Below are 18,562 nucleotides of genomic sequence, written 5' to 3' on the forward strand. Positions count from 1 at the left end.
ATATATGGAACAAAAAAGATGTGTAGTCCTCTCTACACACCTCTCATCATTCACAACCTGTAATTAATAAATCATCTTCCAACCTAACTAATAATGTACCTGTATGAATTTGCTGTCCAACAACTACATTTACTAATCTTATATTTCCACTGATGCCGACTGCAACCTTTTCAAGTTCACCGTTATTTTTTCGGATCATCATTAATTTTTCCCACTCATATACGTAAGAAGATTCATTAACAAAAATCTCTTCTACTTTTCCTTCATAAGAACTACAAATCTCTTCCATTCTTGTTTTCATATAAAATCTACTCCCTATTTCACACTTCAATATTTTCATCTTATTCTACCATTCTTATGGAGAGCAGCTTATTTTTAAAAAATTCAAATTAACTACCGTGAACAAAATGACCAAAATAAAAATTATGCTTCTAATGATGTTATTTTTCAAATTATTTACCATTCAAATAGATACTTTTATGATAAACAAAAAAACCTTTTTTCTGAATTTTTATTTTATTTTGAAAGCGCAATCATTTTGAGGGGGAGATTACATGTTAGCACTACTTGGATTTGCGATGGTATTTGTCTTTATGTTTTTAATTATGACGAAACGTATGTCAGCACTAGTAGCATTAATATTAATTCCAATTACTTTCGCATTAATTGGAGGCTTTTATGCAGACATGGGGCCTATGATGTTAGAAGGAATTCAAAAACTAGCACCTACTGGTATTATGCTTATGTTTGCTATTTTATATTTTGGAATTATGATTGATAGCGGTTTATTCGATCCTGTCATTAGTAGGATTTTGAAATTTGTAAAAGGAGATCCTTTAAAAATTGTTGTTGGCACAGCAATTCTTACGATTATCGTTTCATTAGATGGGGATGGAACGACAACCTATATGATTACTGTTTCCGCAATGTACCCACTATATAAACGCCTTGGGATGAATCCACTTATATTAGCTGGGGTTGTTATGTTAGGTGCAGGGGTGACAAATCTTACACCGTGGGGTGGACCGACAGCTCGTGTTATGAGTGCACTTGGACTAGACGCTTCAGAGCTCTTTACACCACTTATACCAGGAATGATTGCTGGTGCACTTTGGGTAGTTTTCGTTGCTTACTATCTTGGCAAAAAAGAGAGAAAACGTTTAGGAATTATGGATGTACAATATTTAAAACAAATGCAAACAATGGATGAGCAAGCTGCAACAGTAGAAGCTGCTGTTCATAAGCGCCCTAAACTTCTATGGATTAACTTTTTATTAACTGCTACCTTACTTGTCTGTCTCATACTAGAAGTTATGCCGTTACCTGTTTTATTTACAATCGCTTTCGCTATTGCTGTTATGATTAACTATCCGAACTTAGAGCAACAGAAAGAGCGTATTGCTTCTCATGCAGGAAACGTGTTAGCTGTTGTTTCTCTCGTATTTGCCGCTGGGATTTTCACTGGGATTTTATCAGGAACAAAAATGGTAGATGCAATGGCTAAAAGTGTAGTAACTCTTATACCAGACGCTCTTGGACCACAACTACCAATTATTACAGCTCTTCTTAGCATGCCATTCACATTTTTCATGTCCAATGATGCATTTTATTTCGGTGTACTACCTATTTTAACAAAAGCTGCTGCCACTTACGGAATTAGTGCAGCTGAAATGGGACGCGCTTCCTTACTCGGGCAACCTGTTCACTTATTAAGCCCTCTTGTCGCATCCACTTATTTATTAGTTGGGATGGCAAAAGTTGATTTTGGTGAACATCAACGTTTTACTTTATTGTGGGCAGTTGGAACGACAATGGTCATGTTGATTACTGGAATTGTAATTGGGATTATTCCAATATAAAATAAAAAACAGTAGCGGACATATATCCTCTACTGTTTTTTATTATGAAGAAACAAGAAAATATCTTCTTTCTGGTCTCCCTACACTCCCATATATAAGCTCCGCATGAACTTTCTTTCCTGATATTAAATATTCTAAATAACGCCTCGCTGTTGACCTGCTTACTCCGACCATTGAGCTTAGCACTTCCGCAGTAATACCTTCTTCATTCACTGTTAACATATGTTTTTTTATTTTTGCTAAAGTTAAGGGATCTATCCCTTTCGGGGCATATTCTATTTCATTTCCCTTTACGCCTCTTTGAGACCATAAATGTTCAATTTGTTCTATAGATAACTGATTATTTTTCTTTAGCTGTACAAGTTTTTTTTTGATAATTTTCCAAACTTGTTTTAAATCGATCAAACATAAGTGGTTTTACGATATAATCTGTTACTCCACCTCGCAGGGCGTGCCTCACTACATCTGTTTCCGATGCAGCTGTAATCATAATAATATCTGTATCATGTAAATTATGTCTAATATATGTGACAAGTTCCGTTCCTTGCATATCAGGTAGGTACACGTCTAATAAAACGAGCTGTGGCTTCACAAGATCTAGCCATTCTTTCGCTTGTTCTCCATTCGTTGCTGTTCCGATGACTTTAAACCCCTCAATTTTTTCAGTAAAACGACGATGAATGTCCGCAATTCGAATATCATCTTCTACAATCAATACTTCAATCTCCTCACCCATTACAATTCGCCTCTCTCTTTTGGTAATGCAATAATAAACAATGCACCACCTAAATCCCCTTTTTCGATTGCGATACTTCCATTTAAATCTTCTACTAACTCTTTCACTTTTGCTAATCCATACCCTCGCTTCTCGCCTTCTTTCGTCGAGAAGCCTTTATAGAATATGCTAGTAATGACCTCATCATGAATCCCTTGTCCTGAGTCTTCCACTTCAATGACTATTTCTTCTCCAATATCAGTTACAAACATTCTTACTTTCTTATTATGTTCTTCATTTCTTTCAATCGCTTCAAATGCATTCGTAATTAAATTTCCTAAAATAGAAACGACATAATTACTCTCAATGTGCGGGCTTAATTTGTCTAAACTACTCTCTCTATCTAGCATAAAATCAATCTTCAACTCTCTTGCTCTATTATAGAATCCAATTAAAATCCCACCTAACCACGGATTTTGAATTCGCTTCATAATAAATTGAACAAAATCTTGATAGACCGTCGTTTCCTTATGAATAAGCTCTAAAGCATCTTCATATGATTCTAACTGGATAAGGCCTGAGAGCGTATACAATAAGTTATTATATTCATGTGTTTGCGCTCGTAATGCCTCTGTATATTGCTTCGTCTGAGATAATTCTGCTGTTAACTGATCCATTTCAGATTTCAAACGTAAGCTCGATACAACACCAGTTACTTTATTCTTTACTTTAATAGGTAGACGGTTCGCAATAACAGCCTGCCCTTTTATATTTAATTGACGATCAAACTGTTCTTCCCCAGTTTGAAGTACATGTAGTATCGTTGAATTAGGAATTACATCTAAAATAAATTCTCCAATAATATTTCGTTGTTCATCTAATGAAAGAATGTCATAAGCTGCTTGATTGACTAATCTAATCATCCCATTTTGATCAATGACAATAATCCCTTCACGTACAGATTGAATCACTGTACTATGCTCTTCATATAAAGATGAAATTTCTTCTGGCTCCATACCAAACATCATTCTTTTTATACTGCCTGCTAAATATATAGAACCAATTATCCCAATTAAAAGACCTGCTATTGTAATCCAAAATACACGCTTTCCATACACTTCTACTGCACCATGAATATCATCCATTGAAAATCCAACAGACACCACGCCAATAATTTCATTTTCCTGATTACGGATTGGAACTTTTCCGCGTAATGAAGGGCCTAATGATCCAGTTGCTCTCGAAACATAAGATTTCCCTTCTAATAGAACCCCTTCGTTATCTCCACCAACCATTGCTTCTCCTATTTTATCTCGCTTAGGATGTGCATATCGAATCCCCTCTTTATTTCCAACTACAATAAAATCAGCATCTGTATCAATTCGAATTTTTTCTGCAATCGGCTGAATGACAGAAGCTGGATTTTCTTTTTGAAAAGCTTCCTTTATTTCTGGTATAGCAGCAACTGTTTTCGCAACATGCAAAGCCCGTTTCCCAATTTGCTCTTCTACCGTTTTAGATAATATGTAATAAAATAAATAACTCGTTAACAGAAGTACAACTAAAATTAGTGTACTAATAGTTAATGTAATTCTCGGTTGTAGTTTTAATTTTTTTAATTTCAAAACCATTCCCCTAACATGATTAAAGATAGAATTTAAAGAATATACAGTCTCTTTAATTATACTTAATCATAACATGGTTACTCTATATTTCTTTCTTTTTCTCTTCATAAAAAAAGAAACGAAGTAAAATTATTACCTCGTTTCTTAACATTCGTTATTACACTTTAAACTTACCAATCATCTCTTGTAACTCTTCTGCCATTTGTGATAAATGGACTGCTGCTGCATTTATTTCATCTACCGAAGCTAATTGTTCTTCAGATGAACCAGCAATATTTTGAACGCTTGCTGCATTTTCTTCAATCGTAGCTGCAATTTCATTAATAGATGCACTTACTTGTCTTGCATCTACCGTCATTTGCTTCGCTACATCTACCATGTTATCAATTTGTACAACTGTATCATCCGTAGATTTCAATATTTCAGCAAAGCTTTGCTTCGTTTCATTTGCAACTACAAGTCCTGATTGTACTTCTGTCCCAACTTGCTTCATAGAACTTACCGTTTCTTTTATATCAAATTGGATCTCTTTCACTAGTTTTCCAATTTCCGTAGAAGACTGTCCTGATTGCTCAGCTAATTTTCGTACTTCATCTGCTACAATTGCAAATCCTCTTCCTTGCTCACCAGCTCTCGCAGCCTCAATTGCCGCATTTAACGCTAACAAATTTGTCTGCTCTGCAATATGTTGAATCACCTCAAGAATTGCTCCAATTTGTTTTGATTTATCATCTAACAAAACAATAACTTTATCTGATTGTGAAACAGACTCATGGATTAATTGCATTTGATTCACAGTTTTTTCAACTAACTTTCCACCATCTTCAGCCTTTTTCTTCGTATACATAGATGCTGTAGATACTAATGAAGAACTATCTGCAACACGCTGAATTCCTTCTGTAACTTCCTCTAATAATGTTGCGCCTTCTTCAACTTCTTTCGTTTGTATTTCAGCCCCGCTCGACACTTGCTCTATTGCTTGTGTAATTTGTTCCGTTGCTTCACTTGTCTGCTTCATACTAGCTGTTAATTCTTCTGAAGATGCCGCTACATGACTTGCTGAAGTGTTTATATTGGAAATGACATTCTGTAATGATGCTGCCATCTCATTAAAGCTTTCTCCTAGCTGTCCAATTTCATCTTTAGTATGAACTGTAATGGATTCTGTTAAATCGCCTTCACTAATCTTTTTCGATGATATAACAAGTTGTTTTAACGGACTAATAATAGAGGCAATTATGAAGTAAATTAAAATCCCACCAATTATTAATGAAATACCAATAACAGTTAGCGTTTTATAGAAAATAGGATTAGCTGCTTCAATAATTTCTTTTGAAGGCATAATTCCTGCTATTTTCCATCCAGTCTGCTTATTTGTTATAAAGGTAATATTGCGATCATCACCATCAAGTTTGAATTTAAAATCACCTGTTTCCTGTTTGTACAATTCCTTCTCAAGTTTTTCTTCTATTTTGTCACCTGGCTTCATCGTCGGATGCGCTATTACATGTTTAGATTGGTCGAAGATTGCTACATATCCTTTTTTGCCGATATTGACCATTTTTGAAGTATTTACAATGTCATTAATAATTAAATCAATACCGAGAACACCGCTCTTATCCTCATTTTGTTTTGCTATTGTAATAACAATATTCCCTGTTGTACTTGACTTATATGGGGCTGTGATAACCACTTCTCCGCTTTTTTTCGCTGCTTCTTTATACCAATCTCTTTCGGTAGGATTGTATCCATCTGGCATTTGAATAGACGGTGATTGAATAAATTGTCCCGTACTAGATCCCGTATAAATTGCTTCTATTTCTGGATGTAATTTATTATATTCTTCTAATTTATTTTGCACATTTTGGAGCTGATCAGTCCCGTAACTTACTCCGTTAAATAACTTTGTAAAATATACTGCGTCTACCTTTTTACTGTCTATCTCTTTATTAATAACATTATTTAAAATCTTTACGTTATCTTCCGCTGATTGTAAAATTGTTTCATTAAAGTTTGTCTTCGCTTGCTGATAAGACGTCCAACCAATTACAATACTTGGAAGAACTAAAATGATAACAAATGATACAAGTAACTTTGCTTTTAAACTACTTCTCCTTAATTTCCTTTGAAACATATTTCTACCCCTCCATACCGTTTTAAATGTAATTACCTTACATTTAATTTCTTTATATAAATTATACGATTAAAACGTATCAACTCTTTATCTCTTTTTCTATTAAAGAATTAATACATATCTTTTTCATTCTATATAAATTAAATAATTAAAACAATATATAAAAATGTACATTATTCGAAATATTATCATTCACAGAAGAACCTCTAGTATCTCACTTACTAGAGGTTCCACCCACTATACTATTCTTTATCTTTTTCTACTTCTTTTTTCTCATCTTCTACTACAGATACAATAGGTTTATCGTTTGATAATTGTTGAACCGCTCCTTTTCCAGCAAATCCTTCTAATAACTCTTTTAAATCAATGCCAGAAGAAGCTTTTAATGTTTCTTGCATCGTTGCCATTAAATCAGTCGCATAACCTGCAACTTTTCCGGCGCCGCTATTTTTACCACCGCCGCCTGTATCGACAACTGTAATTTTATCAATGTTGCTAAGTGGACTAGCAACTTCCTTCGCATAACTTGGAAGCATTTTAAGTACCATATCCATAATTGCCGCTTGGCCATATAACTCAAATGCCTCTGCAATTTTTTGCTTCGCTTCGGCTTCTGCTAAACCTTTTAATCTGATAACATCGGCTTCTGCTGTACCTTGTGCTTTTTGTACTTCCGCTTTCGCTTGACCTTGTGCTTTTTCAATTTCTGCCTTCGCTAAACCTTCCACACGTACTTCTTCCGCACGTGCTCTCGCTTCAGCTTCAATCTTATATTGATCCGCATCTGCCTTTTTAATCTGTTTTACTTTTTCTGCTTCCGCTGATTGCTCAACAGCATAGCGATCTGCATCTGCTTTTTTCTTTACTTCTGCATCGTATTGCTTTTCACGACGCGCAATCTCTTTTTCTTCTAATTCAATTTGTTTCTCACGCTCAATGATTTTAACGCGCATTTGCTCTTCTGTAACACCTTGTTGCGCTTTCGCTTGTTGTAATTCGTAAGAAAGATCGGCGTCTGCACGAGCTTGTTCTTGCTCTCTCTTATAAGATTGTACTTTTAATTCTTTATGTTTTTCAGCTTCAGCGATTTGTGCATCACGTTGGTATTCAGCTTCTTTCGCTTCCTTCTCAGCACGAGCTTTTTCAATACGAGCTTCTTTTTCACGCTCTGCGTTTGCAATTGTTGCATCACGCTTAACCGTCGCAATTTGCGGCTGACCAAGTGCATCTAAGTAACCGTTCTTATCCATGATTTCTTTAATGGTAAAGGAAACGATGCGAAGACCCATTTTCTTTAAATCTGTAGACGCTACTTCATGCACCTTTTGAGCAAATTGCTCTCTATTACTATACGCATCTTCTACTGTCATAGAGGATAAAATCGCACGTAAATGACCTTCTAAAACCTCTTTTGCTTCTACTTTTAACTCTTCTGTTTCTTTTCCTAAATATTGCTCAGCTGCTGTCGATACTTCTTCAATTGTAGAACCTACTTTAATAATAGAAACACCATTTACTGTAACTGGAACACCTTGCTTCGTATACGTATCGCGTGTACCCACTTCTAACTTGTAATTTAGTAAGCTTAAAGGTTCTGCTCTTTGCATAATTGGAACTACGAATGTACCGCCACCGCGAATAATCTTAATCTTCTTTCCATCATCAGTGGTAACTACATTTTTCCCACCACCAAGCCAATTCCCTGTAACAATTAACGCTTCATCTGGTCCAACTGTTCGATACTTCGTAATGAATACTAAAATGAGTAAAATTAAAATTGCGAGTAAAACTCCACCAATAATTAATGGAATCGTCATGGAAATTCCCCCTTATAATTTTGGTTTTTTTAAAGAATAAGCGATGTTTTGTACAAGCAAAACACCATCTTGGACTCCCTCAATAATAACTTCAGTTCCTTGTGAAATATCTTTTTTCCCAATTGTTTTAGCTGGAATTGCATTACTTCCAAATTGGGAGGAGATTAATACTTCACCAAATCCTTCTGTAGGAATTGTCGTAATGACTTCTCCCTTGCAACCAATGAATTCATCCATACGTTGCACAGTATTTTGTTCTGCTTCTGCAATCGGTTTTAAAATTAATATTTTCATTATGAATACACCAATAAAAGATATAGCAAATGCAGCCACAAAAATAAGAAGACTATTAAAGGAAAATAAATATTCTCCTATATAACTAAGTCCACATAGCATGGCGAAAAAACTAAGTAATAAAGTAACAACGGATACCGATCCGCCTCCAAAACTAAATATGGATTCAAATATATCCCCAAAAAAGATATAAATCACAGTGAGTATAGTAGCAATAATAAATCCGTATAAATAAATTGTCTCAAGTGGATAACCAAACAAAACCATTTCTTATCCCCCTCTCTTAAACAATCCCTTTTTTGTTATGTGTATGCCCCACCTCTTTCAAAGATTATTGTTCTTAATTTTCAGTTATTTACCCTTTAAAGAAAAGCCTGTAAGACAGGCCCCCTAAAAAAGAACAGGAGAAGCCTATTGTGACAGGCTCCTCCTAGTAAATAACCGATATATTATATATCTATATAATATACTATTTTCCACAAAAAGTAAAGTTAAACATACATTGGAAAAGCACTTATTTTACTGATAATTCGTAAGTTCCATCGCCATTATCATATTTATATACATACAAGTAGTACTTACCTGGTTTTGCATTAAAATTTGCCTCTATATGATTTCCATTTGCTTGACCGTAAGCAGCATAATTTTGCATATCTGATTCATGGTGAAGTACCCATGTCATCCCGATTCCATACTCATTTAAAACGGAAATATCAATATTTTTCGCTGATGCTACATTAAATGTATAAACATCAGTGTGATCTCCGCCGATAAGGCTACCTTTTATAGTAGTGTTTAGTCCAATACGATTTGCTTCCTCTGGGCGATTATTTGGTTCTGATTCTGTTAAGCTTCCATCTTTAACCGTACCCGTTGTTTCGCTTTTGCTCTCTTTTCCTTTATCATCTTTTACTATTAACGCTACTTTATATGAACCTTCTCTTTCATATACATGTACCGGATTTACTTCTGCACTTGTGCTTCCGTCTCCAAAGTCCCATAAATAAGAAACAATTTTTCCATCTTCATCTTTTGAACCGTCACTTTTAAATTGAATACCTTCTTTTACAAGTCCATTATAAGGGCCATTTATATGAACCGTTGGAGCTTTATTTTCTCCGTCATCTTTTGCGATACCGTGGAAGACTACATCATATTCAAATTCATTTGAGCTATTTACACGGTAATTGACGAAATATGCTGTAACAGTTTTGTAGCCACTCCATTCTTTTTGCCCAAGTTGTTCCAAAGCTTCATTTACTTTCTTACTCATTGCGTTCCAATCTTCTGACTCACCTTTTGTTACACTACCTGTATACGTACCTTCTAATGTAAATGTATTAAAGAATTGGGAGCTATGTTTTGTCATTTTTGCATCTTTCATCGGCAACGTTTCACTAATTTCTTTCTCTACTGCTGTTAATGATTTTGGGGCATGTTCAGCTAAATAATCATCTGCTACTTCCGGTACATTATATTTATCTTGATTATCGATTAGCTGCTGCATATACTCTTGATACTCTTCATTTAGTCTAAGGTCTTTACTTAAATTCTCACGATAGGCATCATAATTTTTCACGTCATTTGCACGAATTAAATCTTGAATTTTATCAAACGTTTCAAATTGATGTGTATATAAGTAAGATTGCAATGCGAACGAGTAATTATAGAAATCCCAAGAACCATATTTAGCAAATAGTGTGCGCTCTGCAGTATAACGGCTTGCAGGATCAGATGATAATCCACTAATGATGCTCTTTCTCGGTACTACATTATTTGTACGAGTAGCCCCTGCGAAAAACTCTGCGTTTCCTTCTTGGAACCAAGTTAACCTTTCATTTTGATACATATCTCCTCTTCCGAATAAACCTGGAACTTCATATCTCCCTTGAAGATAATGAGTAAACTCATGGCGGAATAACTCTTCTAAACTATAAATACTTTGTTCGGGCGTGCGTTCATATGTAAAGAATGTTCCTGTTTCTTCAATATAAATTCCACCGTTGTTCGTTTCATATCCATACAGTTGTCTATTTAACTGGTACTCTTCTGGGCTGTTATAAATTACTATCGTTAATATATCGTCTGCATTTCCCGGCTCTAACGCTTTATCATTCCCAATTACACGATGATACTGCGCCTTTACTTCCTTTGCAGCCCAGTACAGTCTCTTAATTTTTTCTTCCGATACTTTATCTCCTGTTTTAAATACGATAGATCCATCATCAAATGTATACGTTTTTGGTAAGTACTGCTCTTTTCCTTCTTTACGTATTTTCTCTAAATCTACTGTATTCCCGCTATAATCTTTTCCGTTATAATTTGTTGTAATTTGTTCTACTGCGACAAAATACGGTTCACTTAAACGTGGATACATATGCATTGCCTGTGTCACAACTTCTAATCCTTTATTTGGATTACTGTGAAACTTCCCTAAACGACTAGCAAAGTAAATGCCATTATTAACGAGCCACTTATTTTCTTGTGTTACTTCATTTAGAAGAGCGATACGATTTATTTCATTAATAAACCCATCTACTTTCCCGTACCACATCGTTTCATTTGCTTCTTTACGAGCTTCAATTAAGTAAGACTGTATATCATAGTCAATCCCTTGCATTATATCGTATACAGCTTGTCCTTTCATACGATCGTCTATATACGTATGAAGATTATCATTATATTGTTTTAAAATATTAGCTGCGTATTGAACCGTTTCAACATCACTTGAAGCGTTACTAATCAATTTTCCGTATGCAGATACGACTGTATCTTGTTCATCTGTACCAAGCTTAAAGTTTGGATTTTTTGCGATTGCTTTTAAAGCAGGTAAACATTTGTCCTGGAAGCTTCTTTCATTTAATTCACTTAATTCGTTATTATAAAATGCCAAATAAAAAGCTGAACGTAACACTTCCGTAAATGTTTGAATTCCTTTTGAATCATCTTTCGTAAATGTACTACCCCGATGAGCTAATTCATCTATAACGACTTGCATTTTCCCTTTATCTTTATAAAAAGCTTTTGCATCTTCATTAAACTGGAATAAGTCTGTAATTTGATGCCACTTAATACTGCCTAACGTTTCAACTAATTCTTGATTATTCATTTTGTTTAAATCAGCCATTGAATAGCTTTCTTTAACTTGCTTTACTGCCGCTTTGTTCGGAATAAATGCTGGTCGCTGTGAAAAGTCTCCTACTTTTAACCGTTCTTCAAACGATAATGTTTCCTCCGCTTTAGAAACGTGTCCAATCTCATCTACTGGTTTTTCAATTCCAACTGGTTTCGAATGCAATACATTATATGGCACCTTTTCTTCTGCTGATGCATGAGTTTGAATTGCCCCCAGCGATAGAGCCATTGTACTAATACTAAGCATTACTTTATTAATTTTTGATTTCTTGTTCATATCCTTGCCCCCTATTCAAATATTCCATTCACGAATTTAACATAAAATCTAGATACAACAATATAAAATACAATATTTCATATTATTTCTTCTTACATTTTGTACATATCGTGAACAAATTCCCTTTTTTCTCCCGAAAGTAATCCGAATCCTTTCACGTAATAAAAAGAGAATTTTTTGACAATTATTTCTTTAATTGTTATGATTAATATAATTGTTAACTTTATTAAACAAGGGTGGGATTCTATGATAAAAAAAGAAAACAGTGTATTTTATATCTCCATCTTGCTAACAACATTATTCATCATATGGGGAATTACCCCGGCAAGTTGGATACAAGGCTATGATTTACAAAGCGTTACATCTTCCTTAAATTCATTTATCCTTAATAAATTTGGATGGTTTTACTCTCTACTTATGACCACAATGATTATTTTAGCCGCTTATTTAGCATTTTCTAAGTACGGTTCTATTCGTCTTGGTAAAGATGGTGAAAAACCAAAGTATAGTTATCCATCTTGGCTATCCATGTTATTTGGGGCAGGAATGGGAATTGGACTCCTCTTTTATGGAATCGCTGAACCGATTTCACATTTTACAGATCCACTAACAGGAAAAGCAGGTACAGAGGAAAGCGCCAAGCTCGCTATGCAATATTCATTTTTCCACTGGGGTCTCTTTCCATGGTCACTATACGCAATGGTTGCTTTAACAATTGCATATTTCACATTCCGCAAACAAAAAGGTAGCACAATTGGGGCTACAGTTACTCCATTATTTAATCGATCGAAAAATTCTCCTATCGGAAAAACAGTTGATATTTTAGCTGTTTTAGCCACTGTATTCGGTATTGTGCCATCTGTTGGGATTGGTGCTCAACAAATCGCCGGAGGATTAAGCTATTTATTCCCTTCTATTCATAACACTTTACTTACACAGCTCATACTTATCGCCATCTTCGCTGTTTTATATTTAACAAGTGCACAAACAGGCTTAGATCGTGGGATTAAATATTTGAGTAACTTAAATTTCTCTCTTGCAGGTATATTACTCGTCTCCTTTTTACTTTTAGGACCAACTGTATTTATTATGAAATATTTCACATCTACACTCGGTTCTTATATTGGAGCTTTACCTAGTATGGGATTAAATTTAGGAGCATTTAATGAAAAATCTTCTTCTTGGATAGAAAACTGGACTATTTTCTATTGGGGATGGTGGATCTCTTGGTCTCCATTCGTCGGTACATTCATCGCCCGTATTTCTAAAGGACGCACAATAAAAGAATTTATTTTTGGAGTTGTATTAGTCCCAACTCTTATCTGCACATTTTGGTTTGCAGTATTTGGCGGTACCGCTATCCATATGGAAATGTTCCAATCGCTTGGCATAGCTGATGAAATCGCAAAAAATGGTACAGAGATTGGATTATTTGCTGTTATTTCACATCTACCGTTCTCTACATTTTTAACAATTATCGGGTTAATTTTAGTAGCCACATTTTTCGTTACTTCTGCTGACTCAGCAACATTTGTCGTTTCTATGCAAACGAGTAACGGAAGCTTATCACCAAAAAATAGTTTAAAACTTATATGGGGATTAACAATCGCGATCATCGCAGCTATTTTATTACAAGCTGGAGGATTAAATGCGCTGCAAATTGCAGCGATCATCGCAGCACTACCATTTTCTATCGTAGTCGTCCTTATGGTTACTTCACTCTTTAAAGAGCTACGAAAAGAAGACGTTAATTTGCAAACGAAAGAAGTTCCGAAAAAAATAAAAAAGGTTATGTAACGATTGGCACCTCTTCTTTTAGAAGAGGTGTTTTCTACATTCATTTCATTTATTTTTCCAAAACAAATAAAACCTACTTGTTTTATAGGAATTATATGTTATTATAAAGGAAATAAATTGAATCTTTTTACATTTATTTCCTAACTATTAATCTTTTTTTCTTGATATCTAAATGAAGGGAGGTTGTCCATGTGGAGATAGACATTGATTTTATGAAGGAGCAAATTCCACTATTTGTAGATAGTGCACTATTAACTTTAAAAATCGCATGCTTCGCCATTATCATTTCATTATTTATTGCGAGTATAAATGGTTTAATTCTGTTCTTTCGAATTCGTATTATACATAAAGTTGTTCGCGCTTATGTGGAAGTAGCCCGAAATACACCTTTACTCATTCAATTATTTTTCTTATATTTCGGTTTACCATCATTAGGTATTACATTATCTAATTTTTCAATCGCATTACTTGCAATGTGCTTTTTAGGTGGTGGATATATGACAGAGGTCATTCGATCTGGTCTTGATTCAATATCCAAAAGCCAAGTGGAATCAGGATATGCCATTGGATTAAATAAATGGCAACTATTTAGATTTGTAGTTTTACCACAAGCTGCAACTATTTCTGCACCAGCCTTATTTGCAAATTTTATCTTTCTATTAAAAGAAACATCTATCGTTTCTGCGATCGCTGTTCCTGAATTGTTGTATACAACAACGAATTTGATTTCAATTTATTACAAAACATCTGAGATGCTCATTATGTTAACAGCTTCCTATATTTTTCTTTTTGTACCACTATCATTTCTACTATCTTGGTTAGAAAGGAGAAATCGTTATGGGCAATTCGGGCATTAATCTACTAATAGAATCGCTTCCGCAATTGCTAAAGGGACTAGAACAAACATTATTAATTGCATGTTTTACAATCATCATTAGTACAATTGGCGGCATTCTATTTGGAATCATTCGTACATCAAAGATTACTATTTTGAGGTTCATTTCAAGAACTTATATTGAATTATTTCGTTCTATCCCAATCCTTGTTTGGTTATTTCTTTTCTTTTTCGGTCTTCCAATCACTCTAGGGATAGATGTTTCTAGTACAGTAGCTGCTATTACAGCTCTATCATTATGGGGAATTACAGAAATAGGCGAAATTGTAAGAGGTGCACTTCAGTCCTTGCCAAAGGGACAAGTAGAAGCTGGCAAATCTATCGGAATGAATAAGAAACAATTATATCAATATGTACTCATTCCTCAAGCAATACGGCGAATGATTCCCGCTACAATAAACATCTTCATTCGTATTATTCAAACGACATCTTTAACTGTTTTAATTGGTGTAACTGAAGTTATAAAGGCTGGACAACAAATTGTAGAACGAACAGGGGAAGCATTTCTCATATACGGTTGCTTATTTATTTTTTATTTCTTACTTTGCTATCCATTATCTATTTGGTCAAGAAAACTAGAAACAAGATGGATATAGACAATTCAATCATTTGAGAGGAGAAGAAATATGACTGCACCATTGTTGCAATTACAAAACATCTATAAGTCATACGATGATAACCCTGTTTTAAGAGACGTAAGCTTACAAGTATCTTCCGGAGAAGTCATTGTTATTTTAGGACCAAGTGGCTGCGGAAAAAGTACATTATTGAGATGCTTAAATGGTCTTGAGGATATCCAAAGTGGGAAAATGCTTTTTCATAACGCCCCCCTTCCGAAAAACGATGGGAACTGGCAAAAACTTCGTCAAAAAATCGGAATGGTCTTTCAAAGTTATCATTTATTTCCTCACATGACTGTTCTAGAAAATATTTTACTCGGTCCTCTAAAAGTACAAAAACGAAATAAAAATGAAGCATTGAAGCAAGCAGAACAATTATTACGAAAAGTAGGTTTACTAGAGAAAAAAGATGCCTATCCAAGAGAGCTATCTGGCGGGCAACAACAGCGTATTGCAATTGTTCGCACTCTCTGTATGAATCCTGAAGTAATTTTATTTGATGAAGTAACAGCTGCATTAGATCCTGAAATGGTCAAAGAAGTATTAGAAGTCATTATGAGCTTAGCTAAACAAGGTATGACAATGTTAATTGTCACTCATGAAATGGGATTTGCAAAAGCTGTTGCTGATCGAATTATTTTCATGGATGAAGGAGAAATTTGTGAAACAGGAGATCCAACTACTTTTTTCACATCCCCACAAACAGAACGTGCACAACATTTCTTAAATCAATTTTTCTATATTGAAACGGTGAAAGGGAGAGATATTATATGAAAAAGTTTTTAACATTTATTATTATCGGACTGCTTTCTATTTTAGTCGTTGCATGTGGTTCAAATGAAAAGAAAACAGAAAAGACCTCGGCAAAACCAAGTGGAAAAATTGAAGAAATAAAAGAGCGCGGTGAACTAGTAGTTGCTGTTTTTACAGATAAACCACCGTTCGGTTACGTTGACAAAGATGGGAAAAATGTTGGATTTGAAATTGATATGGCAAAACGGTTTGCGAAAGACTTATTAGGTGATGAATCAAAAGTAAAATTTGTTCCCGTTGAAGCAGCAAGCCGCATTCCATATTTACAATCTGATAAAGTAGATTTCGTGTTAGCAAATATGACTGCAACAGATGAGCGAAAAAAGGTAGTTGATTTTACAAATCCACATTTAAAAGTAGCTGTGCAAGTGCTTGTTAAAGATGGTAGTCCTATTCAATCAGTAAAAGATTTAGAAGGGAAAAAAGTAATTGTAACAAAGGGTACAACTGCAGATATTTATTTAACAAAGAATATGAAAAACGTAGAGTTAATTAAATTTGATAAAAATACAGAAGCTTTACAAGCACTAAAAGATGGCCGTGCTGATGCATATGCTCAAGATAATCTTGTCCTTCTATCTTGGGCAAATAAAAATCCTGGATTCCATTTATTAAAAGACAAATTAGGTGGAGATGACTTAATTGCTATAGCAGTGAAGAAAGGCAATAAAGAAGTACATGATTGGGTAAATAAAGAACTTGAAAAACTAGGAAAAGAAAACTTCCTACATACATTATATGACAAACATCTAAAAGAAGAATTCGGTCCTCAAATTAGTCCTGAATCTGTTATTACTGAGGGCGGCAAAGTAAATTAAATAAAACCCATTCGTATGAAAAATATATTTCATACGAATGGGGTTTTACTCTATTATATAGTGTTGTAAACATGCTTTTTCCTCAAAGCCTACTTTCTTGTACAACTTCATCGCACGATCATTATTCGCATTCAAACATAATTCTATCTCTCTCATCCCGTGGAACGAGAAAATATACTGAATAGCAGCTTGTAATAACCGCTCTCCTACACCTTTTCTTCTACTATTTTCAGCAGTTGCAATAAATTCGATATTCGCTTCTTGAAACTCCGGACTTACTTCAACATATACGTAACCTTCTAACTTATCATTCTTCATACTTACAAATAATTTATTCGTATCACTTAAACGTTCGATAATTTCATTTCCTTCGTAATATGTATTAGGAAAAACATTATTGTGTAAAGCGATAAACCGCTCAAATACTTGCGGTAAAGCTTCTTCCACATTACATATAGTATGTTGTTTCACACCACTATTGCTTAACCTGAAAATACTATGTCGCTCTTGTTCTTTTGCATGTAAATCCTTCATTAAGCGGGCACAATTATTATTTTCCACATGATAAAAACCATAAAATTTTTCAATATGAAACGGTACCTTTTCTATAAGTTCCTTCCACATATATAAAGCAACTTTCCCCCAATTCTCTGCTTTAATAAACGGTCCCCATATTTCTGCACATTTCTTTACTTCATCCACATCAAATCCTAATACACCTATTAAGTCATTATTCTCATAAGTAGCAACAAAAGATTGTTCCCATCCTACATCCGAAAAATCATGGATAATTGTCTGTAACACTTCCTCTTTCTCATCTCCACAATAACCAACATAATGAGTAGCATCTTTATTCATACTTGCAATAAATGATGCAATCTCATCAATTTTTAAAATAGAACTAACATGCATAACCTCTCCTCCTTTCCTAGTATATTTACACTTTTTCCATTCATATCCTTCTCACATAAAAAGAAGTTATCATAAGCACATTTCAAAATGAAATTGCTATGATAACCTCTTTATAAAAATCATATAATAAGATAAAACGTTATTTATTTTTTAAATATATTTCTTCTAAACACAAACATACTAAGTGCAGATAAAACTAATGCCAGGCCACCAAATAAAGATACATTATTTTCTTGTCCACCTGTTGCTGCTAAAGATTTTTCACTTTCTTCTTTCTTCTTGCTACCTTGTTTATCTGACACATTTTCTTTCGCTGCTTGCTTCACTATTTCCTGTACTTGTGCAGGTGCTTGCACCGCTTCATTCTTCTGAACAGTAGCTGTTCCTAATTCATTTGAGCCCTCTGTTTGTTTCTTAACGTTGCCTTCTGGTTTCTTTATATTTTCATCCTCTGTTACAAGTTCACTTGCCTCTTCTTTCGGCTTCTCTACTTCTGTCCCTGGTTTATTTGATTCTTCTTTCGGCTTTTCTACTTCTGCCTCTGCTTTACTTCCTTCTTCTTTTGGCTTCTCTACTTCCGCCTCTGCTTTACTTCCTTCTTCTTTTGGCTTTTCTACTTCTGCCTCTGCTTTACTTCCTTCTTCTTTTGGCTTCTCTACTTCCGCCTCTGCTTTACTTCCTTCTTCTTTTGGCTTTTCTACTTCTGCCTCTGCTTTACTTCCTTCTTCTTTTGGCTTCTCTACTTCCGCCTCTGCTTTACTTCCTTCTTCTTTTGGCTTTTCTACTTCTGCCTCTGCTTTACTTCCTTCTTCTTTTGGCTTCTCTACTTCCGCCTCTGCTTTACTTCCTTC

The 18,562-nt window shown here is 34.6% G+C and carries 14 protein-coding genes and 2 pseudogenes; 6 read left to right on the forward strand and 10 right to left on the reverse strand.

Annotation, left to right across the window (positions count from 1 at the left end; translation table 11 throughout):
• Nucleotides 1–46: 46 nt before the first annotated feature.
• Nucleotides 47–301 carry a biotin/lipoyl-binding protein gene (locus PDQ68_RS25455; protein ID WP_000857646.1) on the reverse strand — a complete coding sequence of 85 codons (255 nt, stop codon included), beginning with the start codon at nucleotides 299–301 and terminating at the stop codon, nucleotides 47–49.
• A 253-nt stretch (nucleotides 302–554) separates the two neighbouring features.
• Here PDQ68_RS25455 and PDQ68_RS25460 point away from each other — a divergent pair, with 253 nt between their 5' ends.
• On the forward strand, nucleotides 555–1,859 hold the full coding sequence (locus PDQ68_RS25460; protein WP_061183656.1) for a CitMHS family transporter: 1,305 nt from the start codon (nucleotides 555–557) through the stop codon (nucleotides 1,857–1,859).
• A 42-nt stretch (nucleotides 1,860–1,901) separates the two neighbouring features.
• Here the strand turns inward: PDQ68_RS25460 and PDQ68_RS25465 are convergent.
• From PDQ68_RS25465 to colA, 7 genes and pseudogenes are all read right to left on the reverse strand, one after another.
• Nucleotides 1,902–2,595 (reverse strand): annotated as a pseudogene (locus tag PDQ68_RS25465) (response regulator).
• Nucleotides 2,595–4,205: an ATP-binding protein gene (locus tag PDQ68_RS25470; protein ID WP_080444169.1), complete on the reverse strand. Its 1,611-nt coding sequence runs from the start codon at nucleotides 4,203–4,205 to the stop codon at nucleotides 2,595–2,597. Before PDQ68_RS25470 ends, PDQ68_RS25465 begins: the two are co-directional and overlap by 1 nt.
• Before the next feature lie 151 nt (nucleotides 4,206–4,356).
• The gene (locus tag PDQ68_RS29045; protein WP_372471972.1) at nucleotides 4,357–5,304 is read right to left on the reverse strand and encodes a methyl-accepting chemotaxis protein; all 948 of its coding nucleotides are present in this window, start codon (nucleotides 5,302–5,304) and stop codon (nucleotides 4,357–4,359) included.
• Nucleotides 5,299–6,333 (reverse strand): annotated as a pseudogene (locus PDQ68_RS29050) (HAMP domain-containing protein); the annotation flags it as partial. The pseudogene PDQ68_RS29050 and the gene PDQ68_RS29045, both read right to left, overlap by 6 nt.
• Before the next feature lie 242 nt (nucleotides 6,334–6,575).
• A complete protein-coding gene (locus PDQ68_RS25480) occupies nucleotides 6,576–8,150 on the reverse strand; it encodes a flotillin family protein (RefSeq protein ID WP_000155012.1) in 1,575 nt (524 codons plus the stop codon).
• Nucleotides 8,151–8,162: 12 nt separating this feature from the next.
• Complete coding sequence (locus PDQ68_RS25485) at nucleotides 8,163–8,711, reverse strand: NfeD family protein (RefSeq protein WP_000242449.1); 549 nt, start codon at nucleotides 8,709–8,711, stop codon at nucleotides 8,163–8,165.
• 247 nt (nucleotides 8,712–8,958) lie between these two features.
• Nucleotides 8,959–11,856, reverse strand: a complete 2,898-nt coding sequence (colA, locus tag PDQ68_RS25490) for a collagenase ColA (protein WP_061183654.1) — start codon at nucleotides 11,854–11,856, stop codon at nucleotides 8,959–8,961.
• Nucleotides 11,857–12,102: 246 nt separating this feature from the next.
• Between colA and opuD the strand changes: the two genes are divergently transcribed.
• The 5 genes from opuD to PDQ68_RS25515 all read left to right on the forward strand — a co-directional run bounded on the left by opuD (nucleotide 12,103) and on the right by PDQ68_RS25515 (nucleotide 16,799).
• A complete protein-coding gene (opuD, locus tag PDQ68_RS25495; protein ID WP_029141046.1) occupies nucleotides 12,103–13,653 on the forward strand; it encodes a glycine betaine transporter OpuD in 1,551 nt (516 codons plus the stop codon).
• Between the two features lie 191 nt (nucleotides 13,654–13,844).
• The gene (locus tag PDQ68_RS25500; protein WP_016716409.1) at nucleotides 13,845–14,510 is read left to right on the forward strand and encodes an amino acid ABC transporter permease; all 666 of its coding nucleotides are present in this window, start codon (nucleotides 13,845–13,847) and stop codon (nucleotides 14,508–14,510) included.
• Entirely contained in the window at nucleotides 14,491–15,144 is a 654-nt protein-coding gene (locus tag PDQ68_RS25505; protein ID WP_000528399.1) for an amino acid ABC transporter permease, read from the forward strand. The genes PDQ68_RS25500 and PDQ68_RS25505 overlap by 20 nt, the downstream gene beginning before the upstream one ends.
• A gap of 30 nt (nucleotides 15,145–15,174) precedes the next feature.
• The gene (locus PDQ68_RS25510; RefSeq protein ID WP_000126486.1) at nucleotides 15,175–15,942 is read left to right on the forward strand and encodes an amino acid ABC transporter ATP-binding protein; all 768 of its coding nucleotides are present in this window, start codon (nucleotides 15,175–15,177) and stop codon (nucleotides 15,940–15,942) included.
• Nucleotides 15,939–16,799 (forward strand): transporter substrate-binding domain-containing protein, encoded by an 861-nt coding sequence (locus PDQ68_RS25515; protein WP_016716408.1) that lies wholly within the window; start codon nucleotides 15,939–15,941, stop codon nucleotides 16,797–16,799. Before PDQ68_RS25510 ends, PDQ68_RS25515 begins: the two co-directional genes overlap by 4 nt.
• 45 nt (nucleotides 16,800–16,844) lie before the next feature.
• Here PDQ68_RS25515 and PDQ68_RS25520 read toward each other — a convergent pair whose 3' ends face one another.
• Both PDQ68_RS25520 and PDQ68_RS25525 read right to left on the reverse strand, forming a co-directional pair.
• On the reverse strand, nucleotides 16,845–17,711 hold the full coding sequence (locus PDQ68_RS25520) for a GNAT family N-acetyltransferase (protein WP_016716407.1): 867 nt from the start codon (nucleotides 17,709–17,711) through the stop codon (nucleotides 16,845–16,847).
• A gap of 143 nt (nucleotides 17,712–17,854) precedes the next feature.
• Nucleotides 17,855–18,562, reverse strand: a 708-nt coding sequence (locus PDQ68_RS25525; RefSeq protein WP_270787057.1) for an LPXTG cell wall anchor domain-containing protein, incomplete at its 5' end; no start/stop codon positions are given.

The organism is Bacillus cereus group sp. Bc010, from assembly GCF_027716745.1.
Lineage (GTDB): Bacteria > Bacillota > Bacilli > Bacillales > Bacillaceae_G > Bacillus_A > Bacillus_A pacificus.